The organism is Paenibacillus harenae (assembly GCF_030812415.1).
Taxonomy (GTDB): Bacteria; Bacillota; Bacilli; order Paenibacillales; family Paenibacillaceae; genus Pristimantibacillus; species Pristimantibacillus harenae_A.
Genome location: NZ_JAUSST010000001.1, coordinates 1,075,379 through 1,097,392 on the forward strand (window position 1 = coordinate 1,075,379; position 22,014 = coordinate 1,097,392).

Annotated in this window: 20 protein-coding genes; 7 read left to right on the forward strand and 13 right to left on the reverse strand. The window is 51.8% G+C overall.

Annotated features, from left to right (window positions below):
• The first annotated feature begins 60 nt into the window (after window positions 1-60).
• The gene (locus J2T14_RS05035) at window positions 61-915 is read left to right on the forward strand and encodes an HD-GYP domain-containing protein (RefSeq protein ID WP_307468451.1); all 855 of its coding nucleotides are present in this window, start codon (window positions 61-63) and stop codon (window positions 913-915) included.
• A gap of 229 nt (window positions 916-1,144) precedes the next feature.
• Here J2T14_RS05035 and sufB read toward each other — a convergent pair whose 3' ends face one another.
• From sufB to J2T14_RS05065, 6 genes are all read right to left on the reverse strand, one after another.
• Complete coding sequence (sufB, locus tag J2T14_RS05040) at window positions 1,145-2,542, reverse strand: Fe-S cluster assembly protein SufB (RefSeq protein WP_307205755.1); 1,398 nt, start codon at window positions 2,540-2,542, stop codon at window positions 1,145-1,147.
• A 35-nt stretch (window positions 2,543-2,577) separates the two neighbouring features.
• A complete protein-coding gene (gene sufU / locus J2T14_RS05045; protein ID WP_307468453.1) occupies window positions 2,578-3,003 on the reverse strand; it encodes a Fe-S cluster assembly sulfur transfer protein SufU in 426 nt (141 codons plus the stop codon).
• Entirely contained in the window at window positions 2,990-4,216 is a 1,227-nt protein-coding gene (locus tag J2T14_RS05050) for a cysteine desulfurase (RefSeq protein WP_307468455.1), read from the reverse strand. The genes sufU and J2T14_RS05050 overlap by 14 nt, the downstream gene beginning before the upstream one ends.
• Window positions 4,213-5,520: a Fe-S cluster assembly protein SufD gene (gene sufD / locus J2T14_RS05055; RefSeq protein ID WP_307468457.1), complete on the reverse strand. Its 1,308-nt coding sequence runs from the start codon at window positions 5,518-5,520 to the stop codon at window positions 4,213-4,215. The genes J2T14_RS05050 and sufD overlap by 4 nt, the downstream gene beginning before the upstream one ends.
• Window positions 5,521-5,541: 21 nt before the next feature.
• Window positions 5,542-6,321 carry a Fe-S cluster assembly ATPase SufC gene (gene sufC, locus J2T14_RS05060; protein WP_307205760.1) on the reverse strand — a complete coding sequence of 260 codons (780 nt, stop codon included), beginning with the start codon at window positions 6,319-6,321 and terminating at the stop codon, window positions 5,542-5,544.
• A gap of 176 nt (window positions 6,322-6,497) precedes the next feature.
• Window positions 6,498-7,085 (reverse strand): DUF1802 family protein, encoded by a 588-nt coding sequence (locus tag J2T14_RS05065; RefSeq protein WP_307468458.1) that lies wholly within the window; start codon window positions 7,083-7,085, stop codon window positions 6,498-6,500.
• Window positions 7,086-7,235: 150 nt separating this feature from the next.
• On the opposite strand from J2T14_RS05065, the gene mtnK reads away from it, so the two are divergent.
• Window positions 7,236-8,447: an S-methyl-5-thioribose kinase gene (mtnK, locus tag J2T14_RS05070; RefSeq protein ID WP_307205762.1), complete on the forward strand. Its 1,212-nt coding sequence runs from the start codon at window positions 7,236-7,238 to the stop codon at window positions 8,445-8,447.
• Window positions 8,448-8,471: 24 nt separating this feature from the next.
• Entirely contained in the window at window positions 8,472-9,542 is a 1,071-nt protein-coding gene (gene mtnA / locus J2T14_RS05075) for an S-methyl-5-thioribose-1-phosphate isomerase (RefSeq protein ID WP_307468460.1), read from the forward strand.
• A 156-nt stretch (window positions 9,543-9,698) separates the two neighbouring features.
• Here mtnA and J2T14_RS05080 read toward each other — a convergent pair whose 3' ends face one another.
• The gene (locus tag J2T14_RS05080) at window positions 9,699-10,004 is read right to left on the reverse strand and encodes a YunC family protein (RefSeq protein ID WP_307468462.1); all 306 of its coding nucleotides are present in this window, start codon (window positions 10,002-10,004) and stop codon (window positions 9,699-9,701) included.
• 161 nt (window positions 10,005-10,165) lie between these two features.
• On the opposite strand from J2T14_RS05080, the gene J2T14_RS05085 reads away from it, so the two are divergent.
• Complete coding sequence (locus tag J2T14_RS05085) at window positions 10,166-10,675, forward strand: hypothetical protein (protein WP_307468465.1); 510 nt, start codon at window positions 10,166-10,168, stop codon at window positions 10,673-10,675.
• 113 nt (window positions 10,676-10,788) lie between these two features.
• On the opposite strand, the gene J2T14_RS05090 is transcribed toward J2T14_RS05085, so the two are convergent.
• Entirely contained in the window at window positions 10,789-12,687 is a 1,899-nt protein-coding gene (locus J2T14_RS05090) for a putative bifunctional diguanylate cyclase/phosphodiesterase (protein WP_307468468.1), read from the reverse strand.
• Window positions 12,688-12,836: 149 nt separating this feature from the next.
• Window positions 12,837-13,217 (reverse strand): DUF423 domain-containing protein, encoded by a 381-nt coding sequence (locus J2T14_RS05095; protein WP_307205768.1) that lies wholly within the window; start codon window positions 13,215-13,217, stop codon window positions 12,837-12,839.
• 118 nt (window positions 13,218-13,335) lie between these two features.
• On the opposite strand from J2T14_RS05095, the gene J2T14_RS05100 reads away from it, so the two are divergent.
• Entirely contained in the window at window positions 13,336-13,881 is a 546-nt protein-coding gene (locus J2T14_RS05100; RefSeq protein WP_307205769.1) for a hypothetical protein, read from the forward strand.
• Window positions 13,882-13,945: 64 nt separating this feature from the next.
• Here J2T14_RS05100 and J2T14_RS05105 read toward each other — a convergent pair whose 3' ends face one another.
• Window positions 13,946-17,041, reverse strand: coding sequence for an AAA family ATPase (locus tag J2T14_RS05105; protein WP_307468469.1), 3,096 nt, complete (start codon window positions 17,039-17,041; stop codon window positions 13,946-13,948).
• The gene (locus tag J2T14_RS05110; RefSeq protein WP_307468471.1) at window positions 17,038-18,207 is read right to left on the reverse strand and encodes an exonuclease SbcCD subunit D; all 1,170 of its coding nucleotides are present in this window, start codon (window positions 18,205-18,207) and stop codon (window positions 17,038-17,040) included. The genes J2T14_RS05105 and J2T14_RS05110 overlap by 4 nt, the downstream gene beginning before the upstream one ends.
• A gap of 167 nt (window positions 18,208-18,374) precedes the next feature.
• Between J2T14_RS05110 and J2T14_RS05115 the strand changes: the two genes are divergently transcribed.
• Window positions 18,375-19,286: an MFS transporter gene (locus J2T14_RS05115; RefSeq protein WP_307468472.1), complete on the forward strand. Its 912-nt coding sequence runs from the start codon at window positions 18,375-18,377 to the stop codon at window positions 19,284-19,286.
• 98 nt (window positions 19,287-19,384) lie between these two features.
• Here J2T14_RS05115 and tnpB read toward each other — a convergent pair whose 3' ends face one another.
• Window positions 19,385-20,488, reverse strand: coding sequence for an IS200/IS605 family element RNA-guided endonuclease TnpB (gene tnpB, locus J2T14_RS05120; RefSeq protein ID WP_307468473.1), 1,104 nt, complete (start codon window positions 20,486-20,488; stop codon window positions 19,385-19,387).
• A gap of 147 nt (window positions 20,489-20,635) precedes the next feature.
• On the opposite strand from tnpB, the gene J2T14_RS05125 reads away from it, so the two are divergent.
• Window positions 20,636-20,824: a hypothetical protein gene (locus J2T14_RS05125; protein ID WP_307468475.1), complete on the forward strand. Its 189-nt coding sequence runs from the start codon at window positions 20,636-20,638 to the stop codon at window positions 20,822-20,824.
• Between the two features lie 42 nt (window positions 20,825-20,866).
• Here J2T14_RS05125 and ald read toward each other — a convergent pair whose 3' ends face one another.
• The gene (gene ald, locus J2T14_RS05130; RefSeq protein ID WP_307205774.1) at window positions 20,867-21,994 is read right to left on the reverse strand and encodes an alanine dehydrogenase; all 1,128 of its coding nucleotides are present in this window, start codon (window positions 21,992-21,994) and stop codon (window positions 20,867-20,869) included.
• Window positions 21,995-22,014: the final 20 nt, after the last annotated feature.

The following is a 22,014-nucleotide window of genomic DNA, read 5'->3' on the forward strand; positions in this document are numbered from 1 at the left end:
TATGTAGACATTAACGATAGACCAACTCAGACCTCGGCCTCAAGAACAATTGAATCAACGATGAATCCGAAGTGGCTTCCCACTGTCGAGCCCATATACAAAAACGCGGTAAAATCGTTCGAAAACCTATTTTCGAAAGCGCTTAATGATGGTGAAGTGAATGACGATGAAGTCAACGCTACATTAGAGCCGCTGCTTAACAATCTTCAACTGGAGCGCGACGTCGTTTCCATGCTGCTGCTTCTTAATACCAGTGACGACTATACATATCAGCACTCCGTGCAAGTCGGCATGTTGTCCTACTATCTTGCCAACTGGGTCGGATATAACAATACAGAAGCCATGCAGATCGGCAAAGCCGGATTTCTTCACGACATCGGCAATTGTCGTATCGAGCTAGGGATATTGAACAAGCCAACCAAGTTAACGAAGGAAGAGTTCGACGAAGTGAAGAAGCATACGCTGTACGGTCATGAGATCATTAGCAAGTCGTTCGATGAGCCTTATCTCGCCGTCAGCGCTCTTCAGCACCACGAACGGGTCGATGGCAGTGGTTATCCGCATGGCTTAACCGGTCCAGAGATTCATCCGGTAGCGAAGATCATCGCCGTCGTCGACATTTACAGCGCAATGATATCGGAACGGATGTATCGGCACAAGCGTGATTTGTTCGACGTTTTGAAGGAGCTGTACCAGATGAGCTTCACCGAGCTGGACGCCTTCATGACACAAACCTTCATCAAACATATGATTCCGAACTTTATCGGCAAGAAGGTCGAGCTTGTAACCGGCGAGATTGGCATCATCGTCATGACGCATCCGACCGAGTTCTTCCAGCCGCTTATCCGAATCGGCGAGCGCTTCATCGATCTAACCGTTGAACGCAACTACGAGATTAAGCAAGTGTACTTATAGGATGTATTTTATACATTTCATACAAAAATATCAGGAAAATTTCCATCTAATTGGACTTATTGGAAATACGTTCGGAAGGTTTACGTTGGAAATTTCAGTTATTTCATTCAGCAATTATAAAACGCACCTAAATCAGATATGAGCAGCCGTGATAAGTTTCGGTTGCTCTTTTGTTAAAACAAATAAAACGTCCCCTCAACGAGAGGGGACGTTTTATTTTAAGGATCTATTAACCGATCGAACCTTCCATCTCGAACTTGATGAGACGGTTCATCTCTACCGCGTATTCCATCGGCAATTCTTTCGTGAACGGCTCGATGAAGCCCATTACGATCATTTGCGTCGCTTCCGCTTCGCTGAGACCACGGCTCATCAAGTAGAACAACTGATCTTCTGACACCTTCGACACCGTCGCTTCATGCTCAAGCGTGATGTTGTCGTTGAAGATCTCATTGTACGGAATCGTATCCGAAGTCGACTCGTTATCAAGAATAAGTGTATCGCATTTGATGTTGGCTTTCGCTCCGTCGGAGTTTCTTCCGAACGATGCAAGACCACGGTACGTTACTTTGCCGCCATGCTTACTGATCGACTTAGAAATGATCGTCGAGCTTGTGTCAGGTGCCAGGTGAGTCATCTTCGCGCCTGCATCTTGGTGTTGGCCTTTGCCTGCAACGGCGATCGACAATACCATGCCTTTCGCTCCGCGGCCGCGCAATACGACTGCCGGGTACTTCATCGTCAGCTTAGAGCCGATATTTCCGTCTACCCATTCCATCGTTGCGTTTTCGTCGGCCACCGCACGTTTCGTTACAAGGTTATAAATGTTCGGCGCCCAGTTCTGGATCGTCGTGTAACGCACGCGAGCGTTTTTCTTGCATAGAATCTCAACGACCGCGCTATGCAGCGAGTTCGTACTGTATACAGGAGCTGTGCAGCCTTCTACATAGTGAACGGAGCTGTCTTCGTCGGCAATGATAAGCGTACGTTCGAATTGACCCATATTTTCGGAGTTGATCCGGAAATAGGCTTGAAGAGGAATTTCGCACTTTACGCCTTTCGGAACGTAGATGAAGCTTCCGCCCGACCAAACCGCACTGTTAAGCGCTGCGAACTTGTTGTCGTTCGGAGGAATGATCGTGCCGAAATATTCTCTCAACAGCTCTGAATGCTCGCGAAGCGCCGTATCCGTATCCGTAAAGATTACGCCTTGCTTCTCAAGATCCTCTTGCATGCTGTGGTATACAACCTCGGATTCGTACTGAGCCGATACGCCTGCAAGGAACTTCTGCTCCGCCTCAGGAATACCAAGCTTGTCGAACGTTTCTTTAATTTCCGAAGGTACTTCTTCCCATGTTTTACCTTGTTTTTCGGACGGTTTAACATAGTATTGAATATCCTCGAAGTCAAGATCGTCCATGTTGCCGCCCCATTTAGGCATCGGCATTTTGTTGAACGTCTCAAGCGACTTCAAGCGGAATTCAAGCATCCATTCCGGCTCGTTCTTCATCTCCGAAATCGTACGTACGATTTCCGGCGTCAAGCCTTTGCCCGATTGGAAAACCGATTTATGCTCATCGCGGAAGCCATACTTGTACTCTTCCATTTCCGGCATTGATTTAGCCATCGTATTCATCTCCTCTTTCGAATCGGAATTTATGGTTATTGTTTCTCGTTATCGATTCCTTTGCGCAGCGCATTCCAAGCAAGCGTTGCGCATTTGATCCGTGCCGGGAATTTGTTGACGCCCGACAACGCCTCAATATCCTCAAGCTCATTGAACTCGACGTCTTCGCCCTTCATAAGACCGGAGAAACGCTCCGCCATGTTAAGCGCCTCGTCGAACGTCTTGCCTTTGACGGCCTCCGTCATCATCGATGCCGAGCTCATGCTGATCGAACAGCCCTCGCCCGTGTACTTCGCATCGACGACTTTGCCGCCCTCGACCTGCAACTGCAGCGAGATGCGGTCGCCGCAGGTCGGATTATTCAAGTTGATCGTAACCGCCTCATCGTTCATCGTTCCGCGGTTGCGTGGATTTTTATAATGATCCATTATGACTCTGCGATATAAATCATCCAATTGCATGACCGAAGAACTCCTTTGTTTGAATTAATGCGTCGGCTAAACGGTCAACTTCCTCTTCGGTATTATAGATATAGAAGCTTGCTCTGGCCGTTGCCGAAACATTCAGCCAGCGCATAAGCGGCTGGCAGCAATGATGGCCTGCGCGTACCGCAATTCCTTTGGAATCAAGCACCGTAGCGACATCATGCGGGTGAACATCTTCAAGGTTGAAGGTAACAAGACCGACACGGTTCGTCTTAGGCCCATACAGTTCAATGCCTTCCATCGCTGACAGCTTCTCGTATGCATACGCGGCTAGATGCTTCTCATGCTTATCGATATTGTCCATGCCGATTTCATTCAGGAAGTCGATCGCCGCACCGAGGCCGACAGCTCCGGCAATAATCGGCGTACCGCCTTCGAAGCGGTAAGGAATGTCCTTCCATGTCGATTCGTACAAATCCACGAAATCGATCATTTCGCCGCCGTACTCGATCGGCTCCATCCCTTCAAGCAGCTTCTTCTTGCCGTATAACGCGCCGATCCCCGTTGGACCGCACATCTTGTGGCCCGAGAACGCATAGAAATCAACGTCGAGATCTTGTACGTCCACTTTCATATGCGGTGTACTCTGAGCGCCGTCTACGACCATAACAGCGCCGTTGCGATGCGCAATTTGAGCAAGCTCTTTGATCGGATTAACGACACCGAGCACATTGGAGACGTAAGTGACGGCGACGACCTTCGTTTGAGGCGTAATCGTCTTCTCAGCATCTTCAATGGAGATCGTGCCGTCAGGCTGCAACGGAATATACTTCAGCGTCGCGCCTGTAGCCTTAGCCGCTTGCTGCCACGGAATCAGGTTGCTATGATGCTCCATTGGCGTAATGACGATTTCGTCGCCATCGCCGCAAACAGTACGTGCATAGCTCGAAGCGACAAGGTTCAGCGCCGTCGTCGTACCCCGTGTGAAAATAATTTGTTCCGCAGCGCCGGCATTCAGCAATGCCGCCACCTTCTCGCGCGCTCCTTCATAAGCGTCGGTTGCTCTCGAACCGAGCGTATGCACGCCGCGATGAACGTTCGCGTTATCCAGCTCGTAATATCGTTTAACCGCATCAATGACGGAACGCGGCTTCTGGGAAGACGCCGCGCTATCCAGGTAAACGAGCGGATGCCCGTTTACCTCTTGATGCAATATCGGAAATTGCTCCCGAATCGCATTTATATTCATCCCTCTAGCTTCCTTTCGAGCAAACGCTGAAGCTGCTCGCGTACCGCCTCGACCGGAATTTCCGATACGACCGGAGCCAAAAAGCCGTAAATAATCAATCGTTCAGCGTCCTGCTTAGATATACCGCGAGACATAAGATAATAGACCATCTCCGGGTTAACTTGCCCTACGCTTGCCGCGTGACCGGCTGTAACATCGTCTTCGTCAATAAGAAGAATCGGATTCGCGTCGCCGCGAGCTTTCGGGCTAAGCATGAGAACTTTCTCCGTTTGAACGCCGTTCGCTTTCGTTGCGCCGTGCTCGATCTTCGTAATGCCGTTGATGATCGCCGATGCAGAATCTTTCATAACCGCCCGCGTAACCATGTCGCTGTCCGAGCTCTTTCCGAAGTGAACGGCTTGCGTCGTCAAGCTCATTTGCTGAGCGCCAGTACCTACGCTGATTACTTTCGCGTCGGATGTCGAGCCTTTGCCATTAAGCACCGACTTCGTATCCGATACGGTATTGCCATCGTTCAAGTCGCCGATAATCCATTCCATCCGGCCGTCGTTATCGATAACGGCGCGGCGGATCGTCATATCTACGCCCGTCTCGCCCATATGATGAATGGAGCCGAAACGAACATGCGCGCCTGCTTTGACGAATACTTCGACAATGGAAGGATGCATGAAAGGCGCGGAAGCCGCTCCTGGTTCGGATACAACGGAATCGACGTACGTCACGCGGCTATGCGTGTCTGCGACGATCAGAATATGCGGTGCGAATGTAGCTCCTGCATTGTCGTTGAACAAAATCGCTTGCAGCGGAATTTCCACCTCTACGTTCTTAGGCACGTACACGAATACGCCGCCGTTCCATAGTGCCGCATGCAAGGCCGTTAATTTATCTTCGTTCTTCGCAACCGCTTGGAACAAGTATTGTTGAACGAGCTCGCCATGCTCTTTGCATGCCGTCTCGAGATCCGTGAAAATTACGCCTTTGCTGGCAAGGTCTTGCGAAAATTGCTTCCATACGACGCCGGAATTGCGCTGTACGAGCAAGTTCTCCGTGCCTTCTGCGATTAACTCGCGTGCGACTGCCGGCAGTTCGCCGATCGAAGCCGCAGCGGTCGATTGCTCATAATTGCCTACCGCCGTCAGATTCCAGCGCTCAATACGCACCTTCTCAGGTTTTGGCCAGCCGAGTGTTCCAGCCAGTTCAGCCGCTTCGCCGCGCAGTTCCACGAGCCAATTCGGCTCGCCTTTGCTGCGTGCCAGCGCTTCAGCGGACTGACGAGTGGCCCCAGTTGATAGTTCTGTACTCATCCGTTTTGCCCCCTTCTCCGCTTAAGCCTGGCCTACAGTTTCGTCAACGATGCCAAGTTCTTCTTTAACCCAATCGTAACCTTCGTTTTCCAGACGCTCGGCAAGCTCGGGTCCGCCCGACTTCACGATGCGTCCTTGCATCATAACATGAACGAAGTCCGGTTTGATGTAGTTAAGCAGACGCTGATAGTGAGTAATAATCAAGAAGCCGCGATCTTCGGAACGCATTGCGTTTACGCCGTTCGATACGATGCGAAGAGCGTCGATATCCAGACCGGAATCGATCTCGTCAAGTACGACGATCTTCGGGTCAAGCAGCATCATTTGCAAAATTTCGTTGCGTTTCTTCTCGCCGCCGGAGAAGCCTTCGTTCAAGTAACGGTGAGCGAACTCAGGATTCATTTCGAGTTCTTTCATTTTTCCTTCCATTTTACGAATGAACTTTATGAGCGAGATTTCGTTTCCTTCCCCAAGACGTGCGTTAAGCGCGCTGCGCAAGAAGTCGGAATTCGTAACGCCTGGAATTTCGCTTGGATATTGCATAGCAAGGAACAAGCCGGCAAGCGCGCGCTCGTCTACGCCCATCTCAAGCAGATCTTCACCGTCAAGCGTGGCGGAACCGCCGGTTACTTCGTATTTAGGATGTCCCATTAAAGCGGACGCCAATGTACTTTTACCTGTTCCGTTCGGACCCATGATCGCGTGGATTTCTCCGCCTTTGATTTCCAGGTTGATGCCTTTCAAAATCTCTTTTCCTTCGATCTCGGCTTTCAAGCCGTCGATGACAAAATGCGTTGCCATAATATCTCTATCCCTCCAAGGTTGGTTTATTCTTCAGTAGTCACTTCCGTAAAAGACAAGCCTGTCTATTATAGAGTGATTCTCATTGATTCTCAATAATCATTTTAATATAATTTTAGTTATAAATCAACGTAAGTTGGCCTTCGAACGTTACTTTGTCTATTTTTTTGTCGAACCTACGCAAGCGCGGCCTTAATTTGATCAAGTTCGGACTGGAATTTAATGTCGTCCAAGACCGGTTTCTTTTTCGCTGGACGCCATTCGGCATTCCCCTCTAGTTTTACCCAAGATTTGCAGCCAATATAAGCGGGCATCATCGGAAGCCGCAGCGGCTCATCCAGCTTGTACACGCGCATAATAAGAAGATGCAGCGGCTTTGTCCGCTTCCACTTCAGACGCTCTTCGGCGAACCCGTCGGTCCATATGTGAAAATCGCGCAATTTGTTCAACGTTTCCTGATCCGTTATTTCAATATCCTCCGCTACCTCGGCGTATGCTTCAAGGGTAATCGTCTCCATATCAGGAGACCACGACTTTAGCGTCTCCTCCAACTGCTCGTCATAGCCCTCCTTCAGCAAATGCTTCTTCTGGTGCTCGTATGCGGGCATTAAATAGAAGCTTGGGCTAATTAACTGGAAATCTCGCGTTTCTTCCACGATTCCGCCCTTGCGCATCACAATAATTTGCCCGCCCTCAGCTAATGCCTTTACAGATACGGCCCATTCCTTCAAGGCGACCGGCTGCAGCTCACTGCTCTCTGTCATTATCCATCATCCACCTGTCTGCTCTAGATTTGACACTATTATATCAAAGGTAGGTATTCCATGGCGAAATAATATCCTATATACTATGTGGAGATGATTACTTGGCATTTATGCCTGACCTTAACCTAATACATTCGGAGGTGGACAGCCATGTCTGCATATCACCCTTTAAATGAAGAAGAAGCGATCCGGATTGCCCGTTCGATCGAAGGCTTCTTCCCGCAGGAAGCTGAGCTCCGCAGCCGCGAGATTGGCGACGGCAACTTGAATCTTGTCTTTCATATTGCCGATAGCGTCGGCGGCAAGAGTCTCATTATGAAGCAAGCGCTGCCGTATGCCAAGGTCGTTGGCGAATCCTGGCCGCTCACGCTCGACAGAGCGCGTATCGAAAGCGAGAAGCTGATTCTCGAAGCGAAGCTTGCTCCCGGTCTTGTGCCGACCGTATACAAATACGACGCCGAGCTTGCGCTTACGGTGATGGAGGACCTAAGCGATCATGTTATCATGCGCCAAGGACTTATTAACGGAACGCGTTATCCGAAGTTCGCGGACGATATTTCGACGTTCATGGCCCGTACATTATTCTACACTTCGGACCTCGGTATGAACCAGCAGGACAAGAAAAATCAGGTGAAGTCGTTTATTAATCCGGATTTGTGCAAAATAACGGAAGACCTTATCTTCGACGATCCTTATACGGTTTCGTCCAACAATAGCTTCGATCCTGCGATAGCCGATGCTGCCGACGCGCTAACGAAGGATAGCGCGCTGCATCTGGAAGTCGCGATCTTGCGCGAGAAATTTCTAACTAACGCACAGGCGCTGCTGCATGGCGACCTGCATACGGGTAGCATCTTCGTAACGCCTGAATCGACGAAAGTCATCGACCCGGAATTCGCATATTACGGACCGATCGGATTCGACATTGGCGCCGTAATCGCCAACCTGCTCCTCGACTATGCCGGTCAAGAGCACTGGATGTCCGATGAAGCCATGCGTGAGGACTTCCGTCAGTATCTGATCACATCGATCATCGAAATATGGAATCAATTCGAGTCGAAGTTTCGTACCTTATGGAATGAACAGGGAGTCGACAGACTTGCTAATTCAGCGGCAGGCTATCAAGATTATTATATGAAGCGGCTCTTGCAGGACGCCGTAGGCTTCGCAGGCTGCAAGATGGTGCGCCGTGTCGTCGGCCTTGCTCATGTAGCCGATATTGATCGCATTCCGGATGATGCAACGCGCGAGAAAGCGCAACGATTGGCGCTGGCCATCGGCACATCGCTAATTCGCGGCAATCGTCAGACGCAAACGATTGAGCAAGCAATCGATACTGCCCTGACCGCCGCAGGCAAATGAGAGAAGCAGAGAGGAATTAACAGCATGACAACAAATACGAATGCCAATACCGCGAATACAGCTTTGCAATCGGTCATATGGACAGAGGATCGGCTCGATCTGCTCGATCAGCGCCTGCTGCCGGAAGAAATCGTGTATCTCCCTCTTACGACGTCCGAGGACGTCTGGGAAGCAATCCGCCATTTGAAAGTGCGCGGCGCGCCGGCAATCGGCATTAGCGCTGCTTATGGCGTCGTACTGGGCAGCCGCGATGCCGACTCCATAGCGTCATGGATTGCTGCCGTTAACAAGGAAGCCGAATACCTTGCAACATCCCGCCCTACCGCAGTCAACCTGTTTTGGGCGCTTGATCGGATGAAAGCTGCTGCGGCTGGCTTCGCGGACCAAGGTCTGTCGCTTGAAGCGTGCAAGGAAGCGCTTCTGACCGAGGCGATCGCCATCCAAAGCGAAGACGAGGAGACGAACCGCCTAATCGGCGAGCATGCGCTGTCGTTGTTCAAGAACGACATGGGCGTTCTGACGCATTGCAACGCAGGCGGACTTGCGACTGCCAAATACGGCACGGCGCTTGCTCCATTCTATCTTGCGCTTGAGAAGGGTATTACGCTGCGCGTATTTGCCGATGAGACTCGCCCGGTGCTGCAGGGTGCGCGCCTTACCGCATTCGAGCTTCAGCAAGCCGGCGTAGACGTTACGCTTATCTGCGACAACATGGCCGGCATGGTTATGGCCAAGGGTTGGGTGGACGCCGTTATCGTCGGAACGGACCGCGTAGCCGCCAACGGCGATGTCGCCAACAAGATCGGCACTTACAGCGTCGCTGTACTCGCGAAGGCGCATGGCATCCCTTTCTATGTCGCATGCCCGCTGTCGACGATCGATCTGAACACGCCTACCGGCGCGGAGATCCCCATCGAAGAGCGCAATCCTGAGGAAATTACGGAAGGCTTCGGAAAGCGGACAGCGCCGAAAGGCGTTAAAGTCTACAATCCCGCCTTCGACGTAACTCCTAATGAATATGTAACTGCGATCATTACCGAGAAGGGCATCGTACAAGCTCCATACTCTGACAATCTTCGCAAACTGTTCGAGTAAGCTATTACGTTTTTTTACCGGCAATGAAAGCTGAACCCCGGGCGCTCGCCATCATTACGATGACGTCAGCGATCCGGGGTTTTGTTCATGCGAGGCAGCCTAACGGTTCTGATATACACAAGCATCTCCCTGTCCTGATCGAATGCCGTTTTTAGATTACAACATAAGACGGAGTGCATCCGATCCTTTCATACCGGCAACGATCCCGAGCTTCTCGGCCATGAACGTTACGGATTCGAGCGGCGCTTCCATCAGCTCTTCCAATGTTCGAACGCCGACTGCGCGACCTGCAATGATTTCTCGATGTTTCAATCGTTCGTTCAATAGAGCGACATCAAGCGCGCCGCACATAATGTACCCTTTATCCGTCGTAATTGCGAGCAGGTTCGTTTTGGGCAAATTCACTTCAACGCCAAGCACGGTTTCGCCATTCTCAAGCGTAAATGGAATCATTCGCATCATACTGGATCCACCCCCTTCGTCCACATCATTAGAGGCATAAGTCTGCATTCACATTATATGCACGAGGAAGATGCCAGCAACCCGATAAATGCTCATTTTCGACTTACACGGACGTTCTATTTAATGGTATAATAAATCTATCATTTTCATATGGAGGGTATATGAAAAAACCACAGACATCCGCAGATATTTCATCCTATATTTTTCAAATCGAGGTGCTTGTGGAGGGAGCTACGAACGGCGAAGCGCTTGAACAGTTGCTGCGCCATCTCAACAACGGAGGTTTCCCCGATTATCGTATCCAATCTGGTGTTCAGCTCGGACAAGTTCTCGACGAACGAAAGGCCGCTGCACAGACACAGCAGCCCGTACCGATCCAGCTTCCGCGGCATGAGAAGCCGAAGTCAAAGCCCGCTCCAGTGGAGCCTGTAACAACTTCAGCTGCTTCTGTAAGCGTTGGCAACGGATTCGAACGGATTAAACAAATCATTAAGAAAAACTCGCTGATTCGACTCGTCGTCAATAAAGGACTGGGTATCACCCTTAACATTCCTTGCCGAATTCTAAACATGAACGAGAACGAGAATCTAATTACCGTCTATCACGTCGATGAGAAACAGGTATATACGTTCAGATTGAATGAAATCGAGGATTATATGGAGCAAGCATAAGTCGATATCTCTCTTAATAGAGAAAATCTTGTACTTTCCTTCATGTTGAAAAATCCCCTTACAACGGTTGCTGCTAAAGCAGCCCTTGTAGGGGGATTTTTCACTTAGAGCGTTCAGCTGGCGGCCAGCATTTGCTCAATATTTTCACTGGTGACCGGCGGGCTCCAGAAATAACCTTGCATCTCATCGCAATTATGCTTGCGAAGGAATTCCATCTGCTCTTCCGTCTCGACGCCTTCGGCGATGACCTGAATGTTCAAGTTATGCGCCATCGCTATGATGGCGGCTACGATCTCTGCGTCGCTCGGGTCCTGCTGAATATCTCTTACGAAAGAGCGATCGATCTTAAGCCTATCGATCGGGAAATTCTTCAGATAATGGAAGGAGCTATAACCCGTCCCGAAATCGTCTACGCTAATGCCGACGCCCATCTCGGTTAGATCGAGCAGACAACGCGACACATGACTGACGTCCATCGTCATGGATTCGGTAATTTCCAAATCCAAATATTTAGGCTCCAGCCCCGTCTTATGAAGGACGGAAGCTACTTTGCTTGCCAGATCGTTCTGAACGAATTGTCTGATCGATAGATTGACGGATACCGGAATATGCGGCAAGCCTGCATCCTGCCAAGCCTTATTTTGCCGGCAAGCCTCCTCAAGAACCCAATCGCCGATCTGGACGATCATGCCGCTTTCCTCCGCTAACGGAATGAAGCTTCCCGGCGGAATCATACCTTTGACCGGATGCTTCCAACGGACAAGCGCTTCGACGCCGACCATCGATCCGGTAACGAGATCGTACTGCGGCTGATAATGCAAAATAAATTCATTGCGCTGAATCGCGCGGTACATCTCATGCTGCAGCGTAAGTCGCTCGAATGAAGAGTTGCTCCAGCTATCCGAATAGAGCAGGCAATCGTTTTTCCCGCTTTCCTTGACTCTCACGAGGGCCATATCTGCCTTCTTAATAAGCGTATACGCGTCATCTTCTGCATTCCGGTTCGTTACCGAACCGATGCTTGCCGTAATATGTAAGGGAAATCCTCTAAGTTCGTACGGTTCTTCAATACACTTAAGCAAATCTCGCGACAACTCAAGAAGATGCTGCTCGGAGGTAACGTTATAGAATAGAAGCGCGAACTCGTCGCCTTCCATCCGGGCTGCGAAGTCGGATTCTGACATGCCTCTGTTAAGCCTCTCGGCAACCTGCATCAGCAATATATCTCCGAATTCCCGGCCGAACGATGCATTCACCAGCTTGAACCGGTCCAAATCCAAATAACAAATACCGACTGTACGATCTTCCTCGACGGCACGGCTAATGCTCTCCGTAAGCTTCATCTGGAACAGCGTACGATTCGGCAAACCCGTCATATCATCGTAATAAGCCATATACCGTATCCGTTCGACATTTCGCTTCCGATCGCTTAGATCGTGGATAATCATGACTGTTCCGATAACTTCCTCGTCCCTTACCATAGGCGTGCATACGATCTGCAGCTCAAGCGGAAATCCGGAACGATGCGTGATATTAATATTCGTCTGCTGCGCTTCACCCAGGAGCGCTTGCTGGAACGTATCCTGCAGCACTTGGCGACTCGCAGGCTCGACAAGACGCTCCAGCGGCTCGCCGAGCAGCTCGGTACGCGCATAGCCGAGCGTACTGCTCGACGCTTCGTTCATTTCCATAACGTTTCCGCTGCGATCGAGCACGGCTAGGGGAACCGCTTCGGAGCGAAGAAGCGTTTCCACAATGGCTGTATGATAATAATTGTTGAAGCTGAATGACTGCCTTCGACGTATGTAGATAATAATTGCGGTAACTAATAATGATGCAGCAATGGCTGAAGCCGTCCATCGGTACATCGGATTAGTCAATATAAATGAAATGACGATCCATACCGCAGCAAGTAAAGTTAAAACGATACTGATCGTCCACGGGCCGCTGATCGGCTCGCCTAACGATCGGCGGGGTCGTCTGTTCGTTCGATTATCCATCCGTCTCGTCACGCACCAACTTCCTTCCTCTTGTTCGAGTCAAGTGAGTGTTGGCTTTATTATAAACGATGAAGCGGCCGCGGTATAGAAATATTTACTAAAGGGACTCGAATTAATGTTGGATAACGAAGATTTTTGTCGAATGGCTCTATTTTATTCCATTATTTTCGCCCATGCTTCATTGCAGAAATAATAACGCATACCCAGCCGATAAGCATCGCTACTCCCCCGAGCGGCGTAATCATGCCGAGCTTGCCGATATCCGTAAGCGCCATGATATATAAGCTTCCGCTAAACAAAAGGACGCCGGCAAATACGAATCTTGCCCCGTTCAGCAGCAGCCTGCCGCCATCGATGAATTTCGCCAGCAGCGAAATTAGCATTAAGCCAAGCGCGCCATACATATGGTAACGGGCGCCGGTTTCAAAAACCTCGATTAAATGATCGCTCACTTTTCCTTCAAGACCATGAGCTCCGAACGCACCCAATGCGATGGAAAGCGCTGCGTTTATTGCTCCGATGATAAAATACTTTGGAAACATTTTGTTTTCATCCCTTTCGTATTTGTGTATAATTTTACAGTAATTATGATTTTTGATCGGTTTGATCGATTATTACGGATACCTTTCATTTTAACCCTAATTAAGGAGCTGAGCCGCATTGGATAACGAACATAACCAACCGCCCGACTTATCGAAGGATACTAACGCGCCGTCGTCCTCCGATCAACCGAGAGATAACGGATATTCTCCTTACTCTTCAGACGCCCGTTTTTCCGACGACCGCTCGAACGAGGTCGGGCCATTGAAGCAATCGAAGCTTGGCATCGCTTCCTTCATTATCGCTCTCGTTGCAGTCGTGCTTCTTGTTGTCGCCTTCGCCCTTGCAACGGCAAACTCGGCCGAATTCGTTGACTTCGTAGCAGAGGTAGAAGCGACCGGCGGTACAATTGCTACGCCGGAACAATTAGAAGCAATCGGCGGAGAAATTATCGGAACGCTCGTTTTGATTATCGTCTGCATGTTCGGCTCGATGGGCATTGCGCTTGTTGGCGCTATCCTTGCCTTCATCGGCATATTCGCCAAAAACCGTCGCAAAACGTTCGCCATCATCGGCCTCGTGCTTAACGGTCTGCTTATCCTTGGCGCTATCGGCCTCGTTATCGCCGGGCTGGCAATGGGAGCTGCTTCGGGCGGCATTTCCTAAACTCATCGATTATTAAGAGTCTGCCGCTGCCCAACCGGGCGCTTTGCGGCAGACTTTTTTCTACCTACTTCACAACAATCCTTGTCCGGCTATAACCTTCCTTCGTCTTATGAACCTCAAGGCAAGCCGGAAAAGCATCCTTCAGCTCTTGTACATGGGAAATCACGCCAATCATCCGTCCCGCCTTCTGCAGATCCACTAACGTGTTGATTGCCTTGCCTAACGACTCCTCGTCCAAGGAGCCAAAGCCCTCGTCGATGAACATCATCTCGATAGTGACGCCGCCTTGATGCGACTGGATGACGTCCGTCATGCCAAGCGCCAAACATAACGAGGCATTGAACTTCTCCCCGCCGGACAACGTTTTAACATCGCGATTTTGGCCCGTATAAGCGTCATATACGTCAAGCCCAAGTCCGCTTTGCTTGCCGCTCTTCTCCAGCCTGTCGCTGCGCTCCAGCGTGAATTGCCCATTCGACAGCTCTGCGAGTCTAGCGTTCGCCGCATGCAAGATTTGTTCCAGATACTCGATCAGAATATAGCGTTCGAACGATATTTTGGACGCATTGTCGCCCTTCAGCATCTGATAGACGTCGAGTACCTCCTCCAGCTTCGCTTCATGCGATTTGACTCGTTCGGCAGCCCGCTTAATCGAAGCCGCAAGCCGTCTAGCCTCTTGCGCATTATGTAGCAGCGTCTGAGATGCCGCAATCATGTGCTCCAGCTCGGCCCTCATGCCGGCAAGCTCGGTTTGCAGACCTGCCGTATCTGCTCGGGGCTTTCCTTGAAGCTCTTGCTCAAGCTGCGCGATCTGCTGAGCGAGTACCTCGGCAGCCGATCGATAAGCATCGATCTGCGACTTCAGCGCCTCGCGATCCATTGCACTCATCGCTGCTAAGCGGTATTCGGCTACATCCTGGAAGCCCGCTAGCGCCAGCTCCTCCTTTAACCTCGCCTCGAACTCCTGCTGACGCAGCATCGATTCTCCATGCTGCACCGCCGCTTGCTCCGCATGCGCTTTGGCCTCCGCGAGCATGGAAGACTGCTGCTGACGCTGCTCCTGCACGCTTCTCCAAGCTAATTCCAGCGCTGCTGCCAGCTTCTGCTGCTCTGCAAGCTTGGCTGCCATCCGCTCTTCCGTACGAAGCGCCGCCGGGATCCGCTCAAGCTCCTGCTCAAGTACCGATTGCTGCTTCGTCCGTTCTACAACGAGCTGCTGCATATGCTGCTGCAGACGTTCCTTGTCAGTCTGGCGCTTGTCCAGCTCCTGTTCAAGCTCATGAAGCTGCTGTCCCAGCTTTTGCTGTTCCTGCGCCTGCTTCTGCAGGTCGTCCGTCTCATCCTTAAGCTCGCGCCATAGCTTGCGCAGCTGTGCTTGCTGCACCTCCAGCTCGGCGGTCTCGATACCCGAATCCGCAAGTTCCGCAGCGTTGCTGTCGCGCGAGAATTTCGCCGCCGCCGCCTGCGCTCTTGAGGCGTGCAGCTCGCTCTCGATGACGGACAGCTGCTCCTTCGCTTGCTGCAATTGCTCGCGCGACGGCACATCGTCAGCAACTGCCTGCTTCGCCGGATGCGACTCGCTGCCGCATACCGGGCAAGGCTTGCCATCATGCAGATGGACCGCCAGCATGCCCGCCTGTCCTTCAATCCATAGCTGTTCCAGCTGGTTATATTCCGACTTCGCTTGATTCATCGCGTTCGTATAATGGCTCTCGAGCTGCGAGATTCGAGCGAGCTCCTTGTCCAGCTCGATCATCTGCGTCAATTGCTTGCCCTGCTGCTGCACTCTCGACAGCTCGCTTAGCTTGTCCGCGAGCAAGCCCGCATTCGCGTTAAGCTTCTGCAGCTCGAGCTGCAAGCCCTGCTTGCGCGCACGCTGCTCGGCAAGCGCTGCTTCCGCCGCTGCATGCTTAGCGGCCGCACTTTGCTCCTCCTGCTGCAGCCGCTCCAGCGTCTGATGCTGCTTCGCAAGCGAGCGGACGAGCGGCGCAAGCTCCGTCAGCTTATGAAGCTCGCGTTCCGTCTCGCGGCGCTGCTCTTCCTTCGCCGCCTCCGCCGCATAGCGCTCCTCCGCCGCTGCCGCCAAGCGTTCCGCCTCCGCAAGCCTTTCGCGGCGGCTGCCCAACTGCCCGCGCTTCGCTTCGCAATCCGCTTTTGCGCGCTCAGCCTGCTCCTCGTACGGCGTCAGCTTCGCCGCTTTCTCGGCAAGCGCGAGGCGCTTCTCGCGCGCCTCAAATGCCGGCCGCTCCGCTTCGGATTGCCGCTGCCGCTCCTGCAGCTTCGCAAGCGCATCATGACGCTGATTGAGTGCCAGCGCATCGTTCAATGCGCTTTGGCGAAGCTCGATGCGCCCTGACAACTCGCTTCGACGCAACTGCGCATCCGCCGACTGCTCTTCATAATAAGCAGCCTCCAGCTCGAGTGCTTCCGTCATTTGCAGTGCATTGTACGACTCCTGCGCCAGCGTAAGCGCAAGCTGACTGCCTTCGCGCTGCGGGAGAGCTTCTTCCGCTTGCTTCATATAAGCAGCCGCGCCCGCTCTCGCTTCCTTCAGCTGCTCTTGCAGCTCCCTATTCATGGCATGGAACTTGGCTTCCAGCTTCTCATAAAGCTCCGTTTGGAAAATCCGCCGCAATATATCCTCTTTGTTGTCCGTATCCGATGTCAGAAGCTTACGGAATTCGCCCTGCGGCAGCATGACGATCTGGCTGAATTGCTCTTTCGTCAGCCCTACAATGGACAGCAGCTTCGCATTCACTTCAGTAGTGATGAATCGGTCTACGATAGGCGTTGCCCTGCCGTCACCCATCAACTCGTACAGCTCCGTCTTCTCGCCGGTTTCGCTTTTGTTCGCGCCTTTACGATGCTTCATTTGCCTGAATACACGGTAACTTCTACGCCCGATGGCAAAATCAAACTCTACCGCCGTATGCGTCTCCTCATCGGCGAATTGGCTGCGGAGCATGCGTGCCTCGGAGCGATCCTCCCCGCTTGCCGTACCGTATACGGCGAAGCAGATTGCGTCGAATATCGTTGTTTTGCCCGCGCCCGTGTTGCCTGAGATCACGAACAACCGCTGGTCCTGCAGCAGGCTGAAATCGATCGTCTCGAAGTCGCGGTAAGGCCCGAAGGCCGTCATCGTTAGCTTCAGCGGTCTCATACGGCTCCACCTTCCTCTCGAAGCAGCGCCGCGAACGTATCCGCGAACAGCTTCTGTTTCTTCTCCGAAAGCGGTTCGCCCTTGACTTCTTGGTAGAAAGCGGCGAACAGCTCTATCGGATCAGCCTCGCGCTTTCTTCTGCCGTCGTCGTCCGCTTGCTCGCCGCTTCGCAGCAGGGACAAGCTTGCCATGCGGCGCTCCACATGCAGCGCGTTCGGATAGACCGCCCTTACTTTCTCCATCGGGAAGAGTACGGGATTATCGTTAAGCAGCGTCACGAAGACGTAATCTTCATTCACGCTATGCGTCTCTATTTCTTCTATAGAAGCGGCAATTCTGCGCATATCTCGCAGAGGCTTCAATTCTTTCTTCTCCACCGTCACCCTGCCGCTGCCATCCATCTCTACAACCAAATACCCTTTAGCATGGCTTTCCTCGGAAATCGAATACTTAAGCGGCGAGCCCGCATACCGGATCGTATCGTTAAGTACATAATGGGCTTGATGCAAATGGCCAAGCGCCGTATAGTGAAATTTCTCGAAGTGGCCCGCGCTCACATGCTCCGCTCCCCCGATGGCAAGCGGACGCTCCGAATCGCTCGTATTGTTCTCGTGCGCGCCTGTCGGCGTAATGAAAGCATGTCCAACCAGCACATGGCGGGCCGATCCGTCCATCGATTCGGCCAATCGTGCCGTAATCGCCTTCATCGCATCATCGTGCGTGCGGATCGATTCGTCTCCGAGCAGGTGGCGAACTTGCGCCGGATCTGCATAAGGGATGAGATGGAAATGCACCTCTCCGTATTCATCGCTCAAGACAACCGGCTTAAGTTCCGGCTTCATCTGACCAACCAAATAAAGGCCGCGGCTTGCCATCAGCTTCGTTCCGAAGTCGATGCGGTCCGGGCTGTCATGATTGCCGGAAATGGCGATCACCGGCGTATTCAAATCAATGACGATGCGCTCCAGCAGCTCGTCCAGCAGTTCAACGGCTTCCGTCGGGGGCACAGCCCGGTCGTACAGATCGCCTGCGATCACAACCGCATCAGGCCTTTCATCCTCAATGGCTTGCAGCAGCTGCCCCAGAACATGCCGCTGATCCTCCGTCATATATACGCCTTGGACAAGCTTGCCCAAATGCCAATCCGCCGTATGAAAAAATTTCATGCCTAGCAACCTTCCTTTCGACACGGTCCAACGACCATCCGCCTATTCCTATCTGTTATTTTACCATTCTAATCTATGAAAAGCATACCCTGACGCTTGCCAATCCTATCTGTTCGCGATAGAGTGGACAAGGCGATTAATCGCATTCAAACGAGCTTCAGATCGGCATGCTGCTCGCCTGCAGCTTCACCGGATGGCTGCCCCGCAAGGCGGGCATGAAGCTGACGACGATGCTTGCGCTCGGCTCCATGGCGGTGTCGGGCATTTTCATTTATATCGCGTCCAATTACGCCGCCATATCCGTCTCTTATTTTCTCATGTATGCCGGCAACGGGATACTGGAAATTGGTCTTGCCTTGCCGGCCGCGCGCATTTTCGTCAAAAACACCGGTACGATGATGAACCTCGCCCATTTTTTCTATGGACTCAGCTCGATGATCGTGCCGATGCTGGCCGCCTCTCTCATGGGGGTTTCGCTGTTCGGCTCGGAGCTTGGGTGGCTCGGGATGTACGCGCTTATGCTGGCGTTGTCCGTTCTCCCAATACTGCCTGCAATCCTGGCCAAATTCCCGACTGAAGAGCGCAAGCAGGAGGAACGCATTTCACTAAAGCAATACGACGTTAAGGATCCGATTGCCTGGATCATTATTGCCGTTCTTTCACATGGCGTCATTTCTGAGCTGGCCGTCGGCGGTTGGCTCGTCAACTTTCTGGAGAAAGCATATGGCTGGAGCAACGAAGCGTCAGCGCGCATGCTGTCTGCGTTCTACCACTGCTTCATGCTGGCCCGTCTGTTCCTCGGACCGGTTACGGACAAAATCGGCTATACGAAATCGCTTATCTATCTGTCTGCCGCATCCGGCCTTTGCTCGGTTGCAGCCATTATCGTCGGCGATCCGGGCGCCATTCTGTTCACGCTGGCGGGCGTAGGCTTTGCGCCTGTCTATCCAACCGTTATGGCGCTGCTCGTGCGCAGATACAAGAACAACGCCGATACGGCCATTACATTCACCGTCACTTTAATGGGCATTGCCAGCGTCATCGGCAACTTCGCGATCGAGCGATCATTGACCTATTGAACCTCTCATGACTAAAGTCACGAGATTCTTGGGTAGTCCCTTCTAACGAAGAGAAATTTACCAAGCTAACCCTGTCGTTCCGACAGTTCGTGTAAGGATTACACAGCAAGAAGTCTTTTGCCTTCGGCAAGAATGTTCAGGCTTGCGTTAAAGTCTCGGTCGTGGTGCGCTCCACATTCTGGGCAGTCCCATTCACGCAACTTTAAGTCCTTTACCTCTTTGTGCTTATAGCCACAGCACGAGCATAGCTGCGATGATGCGAATGTTTTACCCACAGCCACGACTATGCGACCATACCACTTCGCTTTGTATTCTAGCATGGAGCGAAACATCGACCAGGAAACCTCGCTAATTGCCTTGGCTAACTTATGATTCTTGACCATATTGGCTACCTGTAAATCTTCAATCGCAATGATGTCGTGGTTTTTGACAATATGCGTTGAAATCTTTTGCAAGTAGTCCGTACGAGCATTCGTGATTTTCTCGTGAATAAGCGCTATTTTGATACGTTGCTTGTTCCAATTGCTGCTGCCTTTCATCATGCGCGAAAGTTTACGCTGTGCCCTTGCCAGTTTCTCTTCCAGTCTGCGAAAGAATTTAGGGTTGCGGGCGACTACGCCATTGGATAGAATTGCAAAATCTTTCAAGCCAACATCGATCCCAACTTCTTTGCCTGTTTTGGGCAACTCATGGATGCCCGCTTCTGCAAGCACAGATACAAAGTATTTGCCGCTTGGATTTCGTCTAATCGTAGCGTTCAGGATACGTCCTTCAACTTCACGGCTTTTAGCAAATTTCACAAATCCAAGTTTAGGTAACTTGATCTGATTATCTGCAATTTCTATATTTCCATTCGTGTAGTTGGTTTGGTAAGACTGTACCGAATTCTTTTTACTCTTAAACTTAGGCGCATCGTTTTGTTTTTTGAAAAAGCGATGGTATGCGTCACTCAAATTCCTCAGTGCATTTTGTAAAGAAAATTTGTCCGGCTCTTTCAACCAGTCTACTTCTTTTTTTAGTTTTGTGAGTTCAGCAGAACATGTACCATAAGTTAGGCCTTTTCCTGTCTCTTTGTATGTGTCATTCCATAGGGCTAGAAAACGATTAAACACAAATCGAGCGCATCCAATCGTCTTGTTAATGAGTATTGCTTGTTCTGGCGTGGGGTAAATGCGGAATTGGTAAGCTTTGTGATGAAGCATGGCGAACGCGGCCTCCTTGCATGTTGGAATATACATGAATTATAGCACGTATGTTCGGTATGAAGTATTGCGTATTCCCGTTTCCTAGACATGTATCGGATAGTTAACGCGGCACAGGGCCACGCCCTATCCGAAGTTTTCTAACTCATGACTGTAGTCACGAGTTTGCGAAAACTATTCATCAAGCGGCTGTTCGGTTCCGGACATGACGAAGAGGCCAGTCTGATCGCTGGCCTCCAAGCGGGTTATTTGTTCATTGGCGCGTGCGCGCTGCTGTGCTCGATCGTTTCGTTCATTCTTTACCGCATGTTAACGAAACGCAACGAAATACTCTAGCATTCGGCGTAGATCCGCAGAGAGCTGCTGCGCCTTCAGAAGCTATGCCGATACCGATTCCAGACATTGCTGAAGCGGCGTATACGCTAACCCATGCGCTGCAGCTACCGCTTCATGCGTGATACGGCCAGACATGGCATTCACGCCCAGACCGAGGGCGGCATTGCCTAGCAGAGCCGCCCTTGCCCCTTTCGTTGCAAGCTCCAACGCATAAGGCAATGTCGCATTCGTAAGCGCGGCCGTCGCCGTCTGCGGCACGGCGCCCGGAATGTTGGCCACCGCATAATGGAGCACGCCATGCCGCTCGAACACGGGAGCATCATGCGTCGTTATGCGGTCGATGGTCTCGAAGATGCCGCCTTGGTCAATCGCGACGTCTAAGATGACCGAACCTCTCCCCATCGCGCGCACGGCATCCTCGCCTACGAGTCTCGGCGCGCGCGCCCCCGGAATCAGCACGGCTCCGATAACGAGATCGGCTTCCGCTACTGCCTCCGCGACTTGCCGCGAGCCCGACGCTAACGTCCGCAATCTTCCGCCGAACCGTTCATCCAAGTAGCGAAGCCGGTTCAGATCGGTATCGAGTATCGTCACCTCCGCTCCAAGCCCAAGGGCGATCTGTGCCGCGCCCGTTCCGACAACGCCTCCTCCGATGATCGTTACCTTCCCTTTCTTGACGCCTGGGATACCGCCGAGAAGAAGACCTTTGCCGCCGTGCGGCTTCTCCAGAAACTGCGCGCCAAGCTGTGCGGCCATTCTGCCCGCAATATCGCTCATCGGCGTCAGGAGAGGCAATCCTCCGCTTGCAAGCTGTACGGTCTCATAGGCGATAGCGGTTACCTTTCCCTTTACGAGAGCTTCCGTGAGCGCAGGCTCGGCCGCCAAATGCAAATAAGTGAACAGCTTCAATTTCTCATGAAAAAAAGCATATTCCTCAAGCATCGGTTCCTTTACTTTCAGAACGAGCTCCCTGCACCATGCATCCTCGGAATAAGGCACAATCACCGCGCCAGCTGCGGCAAACTGATCGTCGATGATGCCGGAGCCTTCCCCTGCCCCGCGCTCAATGAAAACTTGATGCCCGAGGCGAATGAACTCGTGGACGCCGCTTGGCGCGATGGCGACCCGATGTTCCCCGTTTTTCACTTCCTTCGGAATGCCGATCTCCATGCCGGAGTCCTCCTCTCGTG